Origin of the sequence: Wolbachia endosymbiont (group B) of Ablattaria laevigata, from assembly GCF_964277395.1 — a bacterium.
Classification (GTDB): domain Bacteria; phylum Pseudomonadota; class Alphaproteobacteria; order Rickettsiales; family Anaplasmataceae; genus Wolbachia.
Genome location: NZ_OZ195519.1, coordinates 794,861 through 809,050, shown reverse-complemented (window position 1 = coordinate 809,050; position 14,190 = coordinate 794,861). Strand labels below are relative to the sequence as shown.

The 14,190-nt window shown below is 33.0% G+C and carries 15 protein-coding genes, 1 tRNA gene and 1 pseudogene; 10 read left to right on the top strand and 7 right to left on the bottom strand.

Annotated elements, in window-relative coordinates; translation table 11 throughout:
- Positions 1–180: 180 nt before the first annotated feature.
- The 4 genes from frr to rpsB are packed head-to-tail and all read right to left on the bottom strand — an operon-like array spanning position 181 to position 3,130.
- Complete coding sequence (frr, locus tag ACICP1_RS03790; RefSeq protein ID WP_395461105.1) at positions 181–738, bottom strand: ribosome recycling factor; 558 nt, start codon at positions 736–738, stop codon at positions 181–183.
- Between the two features lie 7 nt (positions 739–745).
- Positions 746–1,489 (bottom strand): UMP kinase, encoded by a 744-nt coding sequence (pyrH, locus tag ACICP1_RS03785; protein ID WP_010407219.1) that lies wholly within the window; start codon positions 1,487–1,489, stop codon positions 746–748.
- Positions 1,473–2,318 (bottom strand): translation elongation factor Ts, encoded by an 846-nt coding sequence (tsf, locus tag ACICP1_RS03780; protein ID WP_264375865.1) that lies wholly within the window; start codon positions 2,316–2,318, stop codon positions 1,473–1,475. Before tsf ends, pyrH begins: the two co-directional genes overlap by 17 nt.
- Positions 2,315–3,130, bottom strand: coding sequence for a 30S ribosomal protein S2 (gene rpsB / locus ACICP1_RS03775; RefSeq protein WP_064085438.1), 816 nt, complete (start codon positions 3,128–3,130; stop codon positions 2,315–2,317). Before rpsB ends, tsf begins: the two co-directional genes overlap by 4 nt.
- 181 nt (positions 3,131–3,311) lie before the next feature.
- Here rpsB and ACICP1_RS03770 point away from each other — a divergent pair.
- The 5 genes from ACICP1_RS03770 (at position 3,312) to ACICP1_RS03750 (ending at position 8,380) form a co-directional block, all read left to right on the top strand.
- Positions 3,312–3,388 (top strand) — tRNA-Asp (locus ACICP1_RS03770).
- A 130-nt stretch (positions 3,389–3,518) separates the two neighbouring features.
- Positions 3,519–3,932, top strand: coding sequence for a preprotein translocase subunit YajC (gene yajC / locus ACICP1_RS03765; protein ID WP_006012489.1), 414 nt, complete (start codon positions 3,519–3,521; stop codon positions 3,930–3,932).
- Positions 3,933–3,940: 8 nt separating this feature from the next.
- Entirely contained in the window at positions 3,941–5,752 is a 1,812-nt protein-coding gene (gene glmS, locus ACICP1_RS03760) for a glutamine--fructose-6-phosphate transaminase (isomerizing) (RefSeq protein ID WP_395461104.1), read from the top strand.
- A 625-nt stretch (positions 5,753–6,377) separates the two neighbouring features.
- Positions 6,378–7,127: a hypothetical protein gene (locus ACICP1_RS03755; protein WP_010407202.1), complete on the top strand. Its 750-nt coding sequence runs from the start codon at positions 6,378–6,380 to the stop codon at positions 7,125–7,127.
- 227 nt (positions 7,128–7,354) lie between these two features.
- Positions 7,355–8,380 (top strand): hypothetical protein, encoded by a 1,026-nt coding sequence (locus tag ACICP1_RS03750; RefSeq protein ID WP_395461103.1) that lies wholly within the window; start codon positions 7,355–7,357, stop codon positions 8,378–8,380.
- Here ACICP1_RS03750 and ACICP1_RS03745 read toward each other — a convergent pair.
- On the bottom strand, positions 8,370–8,894 hold the full coding sequence (locus ACICP1_RS03745; protein ID WP_010404888.1) for a gamma carbonic anhydrase family protein: 525 nt from the start codon (positions 8,892–8,894) through the stop codon (positions 8,370–8,372). The two genes, ACICP1_RS03750 and ACICP1_RS03745, sit on opposite strands and share 11 nt — an antisense overlap.
- Positions 8,895–9,010: 116 nt before the next feature.
- On the opposite strand from ACICP1_RS03745, the gene secG reads away from it, so the two are divergent.
- Genes secG through ACICP1_RS03725 form a run of 4 tightly spaced genes read left to right on the top strand, consistent with a single transcriptional unit; the run spans position 9,011 to position 11,696 of the window.
- Complete coding sequence (gene secG / locus ACICP1_RS03740; protein WP_007302593.1) at positions 9,011–9,331, top strand: preprotein translocase subunit SecG; 321 nt, start codon at positions 9,011–9,013, stop codon at positions 9,329–9,331.
- Positions 9,331–10,938: a CTP synthase gene (locus ACICP1_RS03735; RefSeq protein ID WP_127464150.1), complete on the top strand. Its 1,608-nt coding sequence runs from the start codon at positions 9,331–9,333 to the stop codon at positions 10,936–10,938. The genes secG and ACICP1_RS03735 overlap by 1 nt, the downstream gene beginning before the upstream one ends.
- Positions 10,939–10,977: 39 nt before the next feature.
- Positions 10,978–11,271, top strand: coding sequence for a hypothetical protein (locus tag ACICP1_RS03730; protein ID WP_007302591.1), 294 nt, complete (start codon positions 10,978–10,980; stop codon positions 11,269–11,271).
- Between the two features lie 17 nt (positions 11,272–11,288).
- Positions 11,289–11,696 carry a nucleoside deaminase gene (locus ACICP1_RS03725; protein WP_010404879.1) on the top strand — a complete coding sequence of 136 codons (408 nt, stop codon included), beginning with the start codon at positions 11,289–11,291 and terminating at the stop codon, positions 11,694–11,696.
- A 158-nt stretch (positions 11,697–11,854) separates the two neighbouring features.
- Here the strand turns inward: ACICP1_RS03725 and ACICP1_RS03720 are convergent.
- Positions 11,855–12,975 (bottom strand): annotated as a pseudogene (locus tag ACICP1_RS03720) (IS256 family transposase).
- A gap of 79 nt (positions 12,976–13,054) precedes the next feature.
- Positions 13,055–13,432, bottom strand: a complete 378-nt coding sequence (locus ACICP1_RS03715; protein ID WP_007302671.1) for a TraR/DksA family transcriptional regulator — start codon at positions 13,430–13,432, stop codon at positions 13,055–13,057.
- A 108-nt stretch (positions 13,433–13,540) separates the two neighbouring features.
- On the opposite strand from ACICP1_RS03715, the gene ACICP1_RS03710 reads away from it, so the two are divergent.
- Positions 13,541–14,188, top strand: a complete 648-nt coding sequence (locus ACICP1_RS03710; RefSeq protein ID WP_264686454.1) for a heme exporter protein CcmB — start codon at positions 13,541–13,543, stop codon at positions 14,186–14,188.
- Positions 14,189–14,190: the final 2 nt, after the last annotated feature.

Here is a 14,190-nt window from a genome sequence, read left to right as displayed (position 1 = left end):
GAGTGTAAACTTAATTATCGTAATAAAAAATCAAACTGAAAAGCTTTTTTTCTAGATTTCAAAAGGTATAACGATCAAATGTGTGCGTAATGATGAGATCTGAATCACAGCATTCATACAACTGTATCTATATCGAATCCTCTTATGTTTTTCAATACTGAAAAATTCTTTCATATTAACTTAATGATGCAATATATCCTTTTCTTTAATAGATAAGTCATCATCGACTTTTTTTACATTATCATCAGTAATGTTTTGTATTTCCTTTTTGGCAACATGAAAATCATCTTCTGAGATTTCCTTATTTTTCTTCATTTCCTCTATTTCTTCCATAACATCTCTGCGTATATTTCTAATTGCAACTCGTGCATTTTCAGAAAATTGATGCAATAATTTCACTAATTTTTCACGAGTTTCTTGTGTTAAGTCTGGAAGAACTATACGTATAATATTTCCTTCAACAACAGGATTTAAATTCAGGTTAGCATTGATTATCGCATTTTTTACTTCACCGATAACAGTAGCATCCCAAACTTTAACTGATAGAGTTTTGTTATCTATAGCTGAAACGCCTGCAACTTGGTTCAGTTTTTGATGTCCACCATAGATATTTACAACTATACCATCAAGTAATGATGCGTTAGCTCTACCAGTACGTACACCTTTCATATCATCGTGAAAAGACTGAATAGTTTTTAGCATTCTTTCTTTTGTTTTAGCTTTTATTTCGTTTAACATAAATTACCTAATGTTTACAATCTGAAACTATAGTATAAGTGCCTTGACCCTTAATAATATCAACCATTTTTTCTCTTTTTAAAGAAAAAACTACAATTGGGATAGAATTCTCACGAGCAAGTGAAATTGCTGATGCATCCATAACTTTTAAATCACGAGTTAGCAGATCTGTATAAGAAAGCCTATCATACATCACAGCATTCTCATTTTTTTTTGGATCGGCAGAATATACACCACTTACTTGAGTACCTTTTAAAATAACATCACAATTCATTTCAACAGCACGTAAAGCTGCAGCTGTATCTGTAGTAAAAAATGGGTTACCTGTGCCTGCTGCAAAAATGACCACTCTACCTTTCTCTAAATGATGAATAGCCTTCCTTCTTATATAAGGCTCACATATAGTAGTCATGGGTATAGCAGACAACACCCTAGAGACTATAGAGCTTTTTTCTAAAAAATTTTGCAAAATTAAAGCATTAATGACAGTACCAAGCATTCCAATATAATCACTGCTTGCTCTTTCACAGCCACTTAAAGATGCTGATGCACCACGAAAAATATTCCCACCACCAACAACAATACAAACTTGAACTCCGAGATTACAAACTTCAACTATGTCTTTGGATAGTTTATCTATAACTTCCATATCATGGCCAAATAGCTTTGATCCCATCAAAGCCTCCCCAGAGATTTTGAATAACACTCTGGGGTACTTTACTTCTGAAGTTTTGTTACTTATTTGCACCATCCAAAGTAAGTAACTTATAATTAGCTAATTTAACAGCACTTGATTCTATAAAATCAGCAATCTTCATTTTATCATCTTTTATAAACTTCTGCTCTAGCAGAACAACTTCTTCATAGTATTTAGCCATTCGTCCATCTACTATTTTTTTCGCTACCTCTTCAGGTTTATTTAAGCTCTTTACTTGCTCCTCGATTATAGAACGCTCATTTTTTAATTTTTCTTGATCTAAATCATTTATAGATAAAGCTTCAGGTTTCATAGCAACTACATGCATAGCTATTTGCTTTCCAATCTCTTTTTTATCACCAGATGACTGCAATGCTACTAAAGCACCAATCTTACCTAAGCCAGGCATATCACCATGTACGTATCCAGAAATAATCCCATCTTTAGTCTCTAGGTAGCAAAGATTGCTTAACTCTAACTTCTCACCAAGAACCGATGTACCACTCATAATAGCTTCCTGCACTGTACCAACATCTTCATATTTGGCATTTTTTAACTCATCAAGACTAGTACAACGTTCTTGACAAGCAATTGATGCTAAATTTGAAACTAATGCTATGAACTTCTCATTTCTAGCAACAAAATCAGTTTCACAATTGACTTTAACCAATACACCATAATTTTTAGCCAAGCACATAGCAATAAGCCCATCCGAAGCTACTCTATCAGACTTTTTGTCAGCTTTAGCAAATCCTATTGTACGTAACCTATCAACGGCTTTCTTAATATCACCATCACACTCTTCTAACGCTTTCTTACAATCGCTTAAGCCAAGCCCTGTTCTATCGCGTAATTCCCTTATACTACTTGAATCCATCTTCATTTACTTACTATTACCTCCCTTTCTGTTTCAACCTTAATACGCTTCTTTTTAGTTTGCACAATATCCTCTTCTTTTTCTTGAATAAGCTCATCATCCTTAACTCTAGACCTTGTCAAACTAGACTCTATTCCAGCTAATATAGAATCAGCAACTAATTTACAATAGAGCTCTATTGATTTTCTTGAATCATCATTTCCTGGTATAGGATAGGCAATACCATCTGGGTCAGAATTGGTATCAAGTACTCCAACTACAGGAATACCCAGTTTTTTGGCCTCTTTAACCGCTATATGCTCTTTGTTAGTATCAATAATAAATAAAATATCAGGAACTGCTCCCATTTCTCTAATTCCACCCAATTCTTTATCAAGCTTTTTTCTTTTCTTTTCAATGTTTCCTAATTCTTTTTTTGTTAAGATGCTATCTTCATCATTGGATATTTTCTCATATTGTATCAAAGTTTTTATCGAAGAAGAAACAGTGTTCCAATTAGTCAGCATACCACCAAGCCATCGATCATTTACATAATACTGACCACAACGAACTGCTTCACTTGCAACAATATCTAAAGCTTGAAATTTTGTACCAACAAATAAAATGCGACCATCTTGAGATGCAACATCGTATAAAGCTTTCATCGCCGCCTCTAACAATGGTAATGTTTTTCGTAAGTCTATTATGTGTATACGATTCTCTTGATGTATACCATATATATATGGGGCCATTTTCGCATTCCAGCGACTAACTTTATGGCCAAAATGCACACCAGATTCAGCTAAATCACGTATAGTGACTTTAGGCAAATTTGTCATATTTACTCCTCCAAATAGTTTATCCTCCATGGCATAACCCTAACGGGACTACTTGCATAAGCCATGTGTGAAATTAAGTTATTTACATAGTAATAAAAAAGACAAAAAAGCGCAAACAAAAAATATTGACAAGTGGCAACACGTTGATTAGCTTTAAGGTTGCAAACGTTAAAAAGCAATGGGGGGTGTAGCTCAGTTGGTTAGAGCGCATGCCTGTCACGCATGAGGTCGTGAGTTCAAGTCTCATCACTCCCGCCATTACAGCAGAAACATCTTAAAATTCTTTAACTTTCTTATTAATTTGAATTAATTTCTTTCAGAGACTTGACATGATATTGTAATTGCTGCTTAATCTATTTAATTTTATCATTAATAATTGGGATTAAATATGTTCATTTCTGAGGTTTTTGCGGCAGATGCGACTAACAATGTATCAGCATCTGTTGCTAGCTTTATTCCACTCATTTTAATATTTGTAGTATTTTATTTTCTCATTATTCGCCCCAATCACAAAAAACTAAAAGAACATAGAAGGATGATAGATCAAATAAAACGTGGTGATACGGTTATTACTTCTAGTGGAATAATAGGTGAAGTAAACAAAGTTGACGAAGTAAATGCACAACTAATACTAGAAATAGCACCAAAAATTGAAATAAAAATCCTAAAGTCTGCTATATCTGAAATCTTAAATAAAGAAATTCAAAAGCCAGTAGCTAAATCTATTGAAAAAAGCAAAGTTGAAAAGAATGGCAAGAAAAATAAACTAGAGGAAAGTAAAAAAGACAAAAATGCTTCATAATTTAAGAAGTGTGTGGAATATTAGGTATAGTAAGTAGCGGTGATTCAGTAATACCAACTTTACTAACCGCGTTGCAAAAATTGGAATACAGAGGTTATGACTCTTCAGGTATAGCAATTATAAATAATAGAGGTAAGATAGAAGTAAAAAAATCAGAAGGTAAAGTTGAAAGATTGTGTGAAGTTGTTCATGAGAGCAAGATATCTAGTAGCAAAGTTGGTATAGCACATACTCGTTGGGCTACACATGGAGCTCCAAATCTTAAAAATGCTCATCCCATTTATATAAATAATGTTGTTGTTGCTCATAATGGCATAATTGAAAATTACAATATATTAAAAAAGGATCTGGAGGAAAAGGGAGTATCTTTCCACACCGATACTGATACAGAAGTGATACCAAACATATTAACTTCATATCTTGATGAAGGGTTATCACCAGTTGATTCTATATTACAGTGTCTAAACAATTTACAAGGTTCACTTGCTTTGGCTTTATTATTTGCAGAATATCCAGATACTTTATTTGTTGCAAAAAGAAATTTGCCTTTAGCAATAGGATATAACTGTAATAAAGTGTTTGCTGCTTCTGATACTAATACTTTGAATTCATTTGTAGAAAAAATATTGCATTTAGAAGATAATGATATTGCAGTAATAAAATCTAACGAATTCAGTATATATAATAATGGTATACAAGTTAAACGCAGAACAGAAAATAGCAGTCCAAGAAATTTTCTAATTAGTAAAAATGGTTACCCTAGCTTTATGCTAAAAGAAATTTTTGAGCAACCGTATGCATTAAACAAAACAATAAATCAATTTTATAAACAATATAAAGAAATCAACAAAGAATTATTTTCTGAACTAGGTTACATTACTATAGTTGGATGCGGTTCATCCTATTTTGCTGGACTAATAGCAAAGTGTTGGCTGGAAAGTATTGCTCAAATTCGGGTATATCTAGAAACCTCGTCAGAATTTAGGTATAGCAGCGTCAAGCTCGAAGAAGGTAGTATTGGCTTATTCATTTCTCAATCTGGTGAAACTGCAGATACTATGGAAGCACTACGTTATGCGAGATTGCAGAAACAAATGATCATTAGCATAATTAATACATTTAATAGCAGCATAGAAAAAGCCTCAGATATTGTATTGCATACTCTTGCTGGACCTGAGATTGGTGTTGCTTCGACAAAAACCTTTTCTACGCAGCTTGCAATTTTAGCATGCTTTGCTGTAGAGCTTGGAAAAATAAAAGGTATACTGGGTAGAGAGAGGATAAAGGAACTAAGCGGTGCTATTAATTCCATTCCCGAACATGTAGAGCATGTTTTGAATGTGATGGAAATACAACATATATCAGGCAGTATATTAGAGCACAATAATATAATTATAATTGGGAGAGGAAGCTCATATGGAGTTGCAATGGAAGGTGCATTGAAGATAAAAGAGCTTTCATATATCAACACAATTGGTATTGCAGCGGGAGAAATGAAGCACGGTTCTATCGCCTTGATAGACTCTACTGTACTTGTTATCGCAATTATTCCTTACGATAATTTATTCTTTAAAACGCTATCCAATATACAAGAGATTATTGCAAGAAAAGGTAAAGTAATTGCCTTTAGTGATAAGCAAGGAGCACCGCTCTTAAAGGGAATTTGCATAGATGTGGTGCAACTTCCAGAAGTTGACAATTTTGTTTCTCCAATTATCTACAGTGTTGCTATGCAATTTCTTGCTTATTCTATTGCAGAAAAAAAAGGGTTAGATGTAGATTGTCCGAGAAATTTAGCTAAATCTGTCACAGTTGAGTAACTTATTTAAAGTGAGTTGCTAATTAACAGCTCTAATTGTCAGTTATAAATTACTGAATTTTACTAATAAATTCATTGCTATCATTAGCCCTCTGCGAAAGAATATGTAACTAATGTAAGGATGAGAGAGGCTAAAATCCACACCTCAAATTAACAAGATTTGCCATTATGGTTACCAGACACAACTTAACCTAGCAAGCAAGAATTAACTAACAGAAAAATTGAAAACTAATATCAGTCTCTTATGTAATGCTACTAATATTTTTCTAATATGTTTTCTATTCAGGAAAGTCTACATCGCCATAACAATATTTACTAGAATGAGGTCTTGTCTCATTGTAAAAACACAACCAATGATCAACGTCTATCTGAAGATCTTCTAATTAATTGTAGATTGTTTTACAAAAAAAGAGGAGTAAATGAGAGTTCAGTAACTTGATTATAGAGTTGTACTGCCTTTCCATATTTGAAGCAAGTTGTTATTCTATCTCAAACCGTAGCACAAAGTAAATATGGCAATTTACACTAAAATTTTCTGTTTATGATTTATATTATGTAAAGATACTATTTGACCTTGAGCTTTAAAGATATTATGTAATAGCATTATTTAATATGCGAGGTTTATTATGGCTAAAGTAAATGCAGGTGAAAGCGCAAGAAAGCTCAAAGAAATTAAATTTCAGCTTATGTCACCAAAAAAGTCCAAAAGTAGTCAACAAATGTCACCAAAACGGAGTCGGAATTCTGGTGAAAAGCTATGGAATGCATTAGAATCATTACAAGAAGCAAAATCAGAGTTAAAAAAAAGAAAGTTTGAAATAGAACTAAAAAAAGACACTGAAATATCAGACGAAGGAATAGAAAAAGTAGTGGAATTGGAAAGGAAAACAGAAAAAGAGATAGAAGAAATAGCAATGCCAATATCAACGTTACTACTTAAGGAAACAATAATAAAATTACAAGGAACAAAAATAATAAATTTTTTAAAAAAATTAGAAAAACAAGTAAAAGAAATGCAAGAATTATGTAAGAAACTAGAATTAAATGCTAAAATAGAAGAAGAAGATCTAAATAAGCTCGAGGACATAAAGAAAGAATCAGAAAAGTGTTGCAGAGAGTTAGTGAGCTATATGCCTAATTCAAATAATCCTAGAATGTTGTACACTGCTGTTATTGGTGTTGGTCTTGCTGTTGGGCTGGTAGCAAGTACTATACTTGAACATACAACTAGACTAAGTATGTTAGCAATAATTGGCATAGCTACATCATCTGCACTCGTAGCTGGTGGTGCTACATATGCAGCACTAAGACCTAATACTAAAATAGATGAATCAAAAGAAGTCCAAATAAAGAGTTCTCATCACTCACTTTCCTAATCACACTTTAATTCAAACTTTATCAGTTTTATTCAAGTTGCTTCTAAAAGGAGAATATCAATGGTGTTCTCCTTACTGATTTGGTTAAAATGCAGAAAACGCCTATGTCAAAATTTACACAGATGTTAAGTGCTGCCACTAATTCCCAGTTAGTACAATTTGTGTATCTTATTGACATATTTAATTTATTCTGTTACAATTTTTAGTAATTAGGTTGGGGTAAAACAATGAAGAGTTTTAAATGGCTACTTAATCAAGTCAGACTTTCATGGATTAGCTTAATATCAAAAGTAAAGAGCTTTTTTCAAACTAACGATACACATTATCAAACAACTGCTAGCAATGGAAATGATCATACAAGAAAAATAAGTGTAGAAAATACAATAGAGGCGAAAATTAATGAAGAGGGTGTATGGTATGATTCTCTGAAAGAACAAGAGCCAGGTGAAAAAGAAAGAGATCTGGATGAAGAAGAATTTTTTGATGCTATTGAAAATTTGGATGAAGAGGAAGTGAGTGCTAACATAGAAGGAAAAGAGTATGAAAAAAATAAGTACTATAGTTTACAAGATGGTCTACAAGAAAAAAATGAATTTGATCACACAACGCACACTCTTACACTTGCTTTTGAAATTGAAAAGCCATTTCCAGACTCTGACCTTAGTAAATTTAAGTTATGCGAACTTAAGCAAAATGGTGATAAATATACGTTTGTCTTAGAAAATGATCAGAAAAATCGAATAGAATTACACTCTGAATATCTCAATATTTATTTTCCTAAGTATTTTGAGAAACACAGAAAAAAAGGAGCTTACACCGAACTTTTTTCTCAAGAAGAAAATAGAATTAGCAATGATATTATAATACCGCTACAAGTTCCAAAAGAAGCAAGCATACTTACCAAAGAGTGCAATTGGTTAATAAGAAAGGTTGTAGGTGAAATACCATATTATCCAGTGGGCAAATCGCTTGAATACTGCAGGAGTCGTGTAAATTTCTTTCTTAACTTAAACAATATTATGTCTTTTTCTCTAAAATCAGCAAAAGCACAATATGCAGCTATGCTATCAGGTACTCCAACAGAAACAAACTGGCCAATAAAGGATATTCTAGTCAGAGGTAGTTTTATTAATCAGCATATTCCTAGAGTTGAAGAAGCTTATATTGATAAGCATTATATAGTTGAAGAAACTTTTGAAGTAGTTAACGTAGAATGTGCATCAGAGCTGAAGATTTCTCAACCTAGCATATAGCCTTATATTCTTTCATCAGCATGATATAATTTTGTGCAGATTGTGTAATATGTTTTATTTCTTCATTTGACATTTTTTTGAAGAATTGTGCTGGCCTGCCAGCCCATACTTCACCACTTTTTATCACTTTTCCATGTGTCACCAGTGAACCAGCAGCTACCATAGCTTCAGACTCGACAATCGCATGATCCATTATAACAGAGCCCATACCAATAAATGCTTTATCATGTATCGTGCATGCATGTAACACACAAAAATGTCCAACCGTCACCATACTACCAATAATCGTGTCACCGCCTGGATTTCTATCTACATGAATTACGGTGCCATCTTGAATATTCGTTTCATCACCTATTTCGATTGATCCAACATCTCCTCTGATCACACAATTAAACCAGATACTCGCATTCCTTCCTATTTCAACGTTACCTATAATACGCACACCATCTGCGATAAAAGAACTTTCATCCATTTTTGGTTCATAATCTTTGTATTTTAAAATGTGATAGCTCATAATTTAAATAAGGTTTAATACATACTTGGGTTCCAGTAGTCAAGTTACTCGGGTAAAGATATTCTTGACTTATGATCCTTATGCTCCTAAAATCTTTATTTTTAGCTCTATTTATAATGTCAGTAACAGTACTTAGTGTACTTCAAATAATATTAGTTGTTGTATTGGTAATTTTAGTGCTCCTGCAGCCACCTGGAAGTAGTTCATTAAGTGGCTTTAGTAATTCACAACAGGGAATGAATTCAATAATTCCGGTAAAGTCTTCTGAAAATCCACTCAGTAGAATAACTTCTATAGTTGCTGGGCTGTTCATTATAAATACACTGTTACTATCAGGATTATGTTCAAAAGATGTACATAAAAAATCAATTGCAGAGAAGATTATATCAGAAAAGAAGCAAGAAGGCCAATCAACTTCTGTTCCATTTGAAAATTAATGAAAGAAACCAAGTTTATCTTTGTTACAGGTGGAGTTGTTTCATCACTTGGTAAGGGTTTAGTTGCTTCAAGTGTGGGAGCACTTCTTCAAGCTCATGGATTCAATGTTCGCATCAGAAAGCTTGACCCATATCTCAACATTGATCCTGGAACAATGAGCCCAGCTCAGCACGGGGAAGTATTTGTTACTGAGGATGGTGCTGAAACTGATTTAGACCTTGGACATTACGAGCGTTTTACTAAAATTAAAGCAACCAAGGACGACAATATAACAACTGGTAAAGTATATAATAAATTATTAAAGAAGGAAAGGTGTGGTGATTATCTAGGCAAAACTGTGCAAATCATTCCTCATGTGACAGATTTAATCAAATCTTTCATTTTTAATGGTACAGAAGATTTAGATTTTGTAATATGCGAAATAGGCGGAACCGTAGGTGATATTGAAAGCCAACCGTTTTTGGAAGCTATACGCCAAGTTAATTATAAACTAGGAAAGCAAAAAGTTATCCTTATTCACTTAACTTTAATACCATATCTCACTGCAGCACAAGAATTAAAGACAAAACCGACACAGCATTCAGTTCGAGAGTTAAACTCTGCGGGGTTACAACCAGATATTATATTATGTCGCAGTGAAAAAGAAATTTCCGATAATCAAAAAGAAAAGATAGCCAATCTTTGCAATGTTTCTTTATCTAACGTAATACCTGCTCCTGATGTAAACCATATATACGAGTTACCGTCCTTGTATAATCAATGTGGGCTCGGGACACAAATTTTGGATCACTTTCACTTAAGTAAGCCAAAACCAAGCTTACCTGAATGGGACCAAATAGTACACTCTATGAGACATCCAACACAAGAAGTTATCGTTTCCATAGTAGGAAAATATACTGAATTTCCTGACGCATATAAATCACTGATTGAAGCATTAAACCATGGTGCAATTAGTAATAAAGCTAGAGTGAAGATAAATTGGGTCAACTCAAGAGAAGAGAATGGAAAATCTATAGATGCAAAGTTTATCAGAGAAAAATTACAAAGCTCTAATTCAGTCCTTGTTCCAGGAGGATTTGGTGATAACGGAATAGAAGGTAAAATATTAGCAATAAACTATGCCCGTGTAAATAACATTCCTTTTTTAGGAATATGTCTTGGTATGCAGCTTGCAGTGATTGAATTTGCTCGTAACGTTATTAAGCTTGAAGATGTACACTCTGAAGAATTTTATACTTGCAAACACCCAATCATCAAGCTCGCTGATGGTAAGAACGTTGATCTTGGTGGAACCATGAGACTTGGAACATACAAGTGTAATGTAAATCCAAATTCAAAAATGGCAAATGTGTATAGTAGTGTCACTATTTCAGAAAGACACAGACACAGATATATAGTTAATTTAGATTATAAAAATAACTTAGAAGAGAATGGAATGATATGCAGTGGTATATCAGAAGATAAAACATGCATAGAGGCAGTGGAGCTAAAAAATCACTCATGGTTTATTGGTGTGCAATTTCATCCAGAATTTCAATCAAGACCATTTTCTCCTCATCCTCTCTTTACATCATTTATTAAGGCAGCTATTGACAATAGAGTTTAATAGAACTGAATAAACTCTATTCTAATAGAGAGGTAAAAAATGTTACTAAGAAATAGTAAAGATAGCATTACATATGGATCTGCGACCTTCGAGGAATTGAATAGACATGTAGAACAAATAATATATAAATTAGAGGAGGATCAAATTATAGAGGATATAATGGAAGAAGTAGTTGTAGCTATAAACGAACTAAAATCGGTAGAAGAAATAAAAAAATATTTAAAGCGAGAAATAGATAGCCTTGTAAAAAGGACAATAGTCCTTAGTGAATTCTATAACCTAGAAAAAATAGAAAAGCCAAGAAAAGAAAATTATATTTACCCAAGCACCTAATGTTTAAGTACCAATACATGGAACTTGCCATAGAGCAAGCAAAACTTGCTCAGAAAGATGGCGAAGTGCCAATAGGTGCTGTAATAGTTAATGGAAACAATATCATCTCCTCTGCACACAATATATCTAATGATCCAACTGCACATGCAGAAATGTTAACAATTAGACAAGCATTTTCAACTTCCACGCTTTATGAAGCTGAAATGTACGTAACGTTAGAGCCGTGCCCGATGTGCGCTCAAGCTATCTCTTTTGCAAAAATTAAACGTCTGTACTTCGGGGCTTACAATCCCAAAGGTGGAGGAGTTGAAAACGGCACTAGAATATTTCAATTCTGTAACCACATACCTGAAGTTTATGGTGGAATATTAGAAACAAAATGTTCTCTTTTGTTAAAAGATTTCTTTGAGAAATTGAGAACTTAGTTTAAGATGTGTGAGATTGTTTCAATATTTTTTGAGTAAAATCTGTATTATAACTCTTTCGTATATTTGACCAATTTGCTCATGCAACGTACATAAGGGGTGTTATTACGATAACTCCGTTGCAGGGAGTGTTAAATAAACTGTGTCAAATCGCATTTTTAGTTCAACTCGATTTTTAACCTACCAGGAAAAAAGATATCAAGTTGAGAGATAGTAAAAGCCCAATCATGTATAGGCATAGTCCATTTCTCTCCTGCCTTCTTTATAGCACAATATACCTATTCATACAAGGCATTTGTGCTAGTAAATGAGCCCTTAGTTTTAGTAAATTTTCTGATCTGTCTATGTAACCCTTCAATAGGATTTGTGGTATAAATTAACTTTCTTACAGGGCCGGAATATTTAAAATAACTAGACAGATTTTCCCAATTATTCTCCCAAAACTAAAGTATATTTTTCTCCCCATTTTTCCTCCAGTTCAAGTAAATAATTCTCGGCTATTTCTCTACTTGATATGTTTTTTTCAAATCATTCATGAAAACTTTTGCTCGATACATATTTCAGTGAATTTCTTATCTGATGTACTATACATTTCTGCTTTAGGAAATACGCTATTTATAGCTGTAGGAAAGCTTTTTAACACAAGCTATCAGAATATCATCTACTCCTCTCTCCTTTAGGTCATTTAGTACTCCCAACCAGAACTTCACTTTCAGCCAAATAAAAACCCAAAACTTCTTTTCTGCCATTTTGCTAATATGTTATACATACATTTGCTTACACAATGCCCGTCCTCCTTGACCTTAAAAAACCATGAACACTATTGGATATACAGATTGCAGCGGACGACTGCGCCATTCGTTGATTACCGGTAACAATTTGTCAGTAATACTTGATATCTCTGCTGCAGATATTTTATATTTCTTCTACATGCGATGCTATATCCCATGCCACTGGCATATGTACTTAAAACCTTTGCTTCAAGTTCGGTTTGTTTGCCTTTTTCTGACTACTTGTGGCTCGAAACTTCCTTCTCTATCTCTTGGTGTCAATAGTTCAAATACTTGTCCGTAAAGTCTTTGAATTTCTTCGTTTGTTTTCTTTGCTTTCAGCCGACAAATGGTTTTCTATCTCGCCTTCCCTCTAGCAGTTTTTTTATAAATGGTGTTAATGCTCCATCTCTTCCTGTCAATGGTCTTCCTTCTCGTATAGATGATAAGATATTTGTTTCTAATTCTTTATAGTCTACCAAACCGGTAGTTGTGTTTGCTTGACTCATTGTCAAACCTCCATTTTTTTATCAATTTATTACTTTACTTCTCGGTTTGACACAGTTTATTTAACACTCCCGACAAGTTCTAATCATTAATGTTATACACGTTCTTTTCTTTTTCTATTCTCTCTTGTTCTTCAATACAATACATAGCAAGCGGATTAGCTTTAAGTCTTTCGACTCCTATTTCTTCTCCCGTTCCATCGCAGTAACCATAAATGCCTAATTTTATTTTTTCCAACGCCTCCTTAATTTTTTCTTTTCTATCTTTTCGGCGCTTAATTAATTCTCCATTTTCACTATCAGAATAAATACTACTATCTTCTAGATCTTGTTTCTCCAGTTCAGAGAGTATTGATTGTAACTTTAAGCTAAAGTATTCCAGTTGTTTTACGTTCATATATTCTTCATTTTCTGAAGGAACGTAATCTTCCGGTAACTTTATTTTTATTAATTTTTCCATAGCATTATCAATAAAATATATTAAAACTTATATAACTTGTAAACACAAAAAATTATACTACCCTCAAAGTAAACACTATAATTTATAATAAACATTTAAAATCCTGGTATGATTAGTTTGGTAAAAAAATTAGTAATAAATGATAATAATCTTGCTTATATAGTATGTATTTTTATTATAATGTTAAGTTTATCTTCATATACACTTGAAAACAACAGTAAACAAGAAGTCATATTAACATTAACATGGATATGTGCTACATTTGTTTTGCAGATCTCTACAAATAATTTATTTACATCTGATTATCATGATGGAATATTAGAGCAAATCTTTTTACAGCCACTCTCTTCTAGGCTGATAGTTGCTTATAAAATCTTCGCTCACTGGTTGTTATTTGGGTTACCGATTTCAGTGATTTCTTTCATGTTCAGCTTTGCAATTCTAGGCAATAATATTGAACATTCAATAGCAGTTGGAGTGTCTTTATTATTTAATACGCTGATAATCATTAATATTTCAGCTACTGGAAATGCATTGATGATTGGTCGAAATAACTTAGCATCAGGAGTGTCGCAAATTCTTGTTTTGCCAATGATAATGCCAACTTTTGTATATTTCAAATTGCTAACTCAATTTGAAAATTTATCCTTGAATATTTATACACTACTAATCACCATCTTAGTTTTTGTCATTTTAATTGTTAACAGCACTATAACTACTCACATAGCATTAAAATTTGCTGTGGAGCAGGATTGAAA

Excerpts from the sequence above, each read along its gene's own strand:
- frr (WP_395461105.1), bottom strand. The coding sequence starts at position 738 with ATGTTAAACGAAATAAAAGCTAAAACAAAAGAAAGAATGCTAAAAACT.
- pyrH (WP_010407219.1), bottom strand. The coding sequence starts at position 1,489 with ATGGTGCAAATAAGTAACAAAACTTCAGAAGTAAAGTACCCCAGAGTG.
- tsf (WP_264375865.1), bottom strand. The coding sequence starts at position 2,318 with ATGAAGATGGATTCAAGTAGTATAAGGGAATTACGCGATAGAACAGGG.
- rpsB (WP_064085438.1), bottom strand. The coding sequence starts at position 3,130 with ATGACAAATTTGCCTAAAGTCACTATACGTGATTTAGCTGAATCTGGT.
- yajC (WP_006012489.1), top strand. The coding sequence starts at position 3,519 with ATGTTCATTTCTGAGGTTTTTGCGGCAGATGCGACTAACAATGTATCA.
- ACICP1_RS03755 (WP_010407202.1), top strand. The coding sequence starts at position 6,378 with ATGGCTAAAGTAAATGCAGGTGAAAGCGCAAGAAAGCTCAAAGAAATT.
- ACICP1_RS03750 (WP_395461103.1), top strand. The coding sequence starts at position 7,355 with ATGAAGAGTTTTAAATGGCTACTTAATCAAGTCAGACTTTCATGGATT.
- ACICP1_RS03745 (WP_010404888.1), bottom strand. The coding sequence starts at position 8,894 with ATGAGCTATCACATTTTAAAATACAAAGATTATGAACCAAAAATGGAT.
- secG (WP_007302593.1), top strand. The coding sequence starts at position 9,011 with ATGTCAGTAACAGTACTTAGTGTACTTCAAATAATATTAGTTGTTGTA.
- ACICP1_RS03735 (WP_127464150.1), top strand. The coding sequence starts at position 9,331 with ATGAAAGAAACCAAGTTTATCTTTGTTACAGGTGGAGTTGTTTCATCA.
- ACICP1_RS03730 (WP_007302591.1), top strand. The coding sequence starts at position 10,978 with ATGTTACTAAGAAATAGTAAAGATAGCATTACATATGGATCTGCGACC.
- ACICP1_RS03725 (WP_010404879.1), top strand. The coding sequence starts at position 11,289 with ATGGAACTTGCCATAGAGCAAGCAAAACTTGCTCAGAAAGATGGCGAA.
- ACICP1_RS03715 (WP_007302671.1), bottom strand. The coding sequence starts at position 13,432 with ATGGAAAAATTAATAAAAATAAAGTTACCGGAAGATTACGTTCCTTCA.
- ACICP1_RS03710 (WP_264686454.1), top strand. The coding sequence starts at position 13,541 with ATGATTAGTTTGGTAAAAAAATTAGTAATAAATGATAATAATCTTGCT.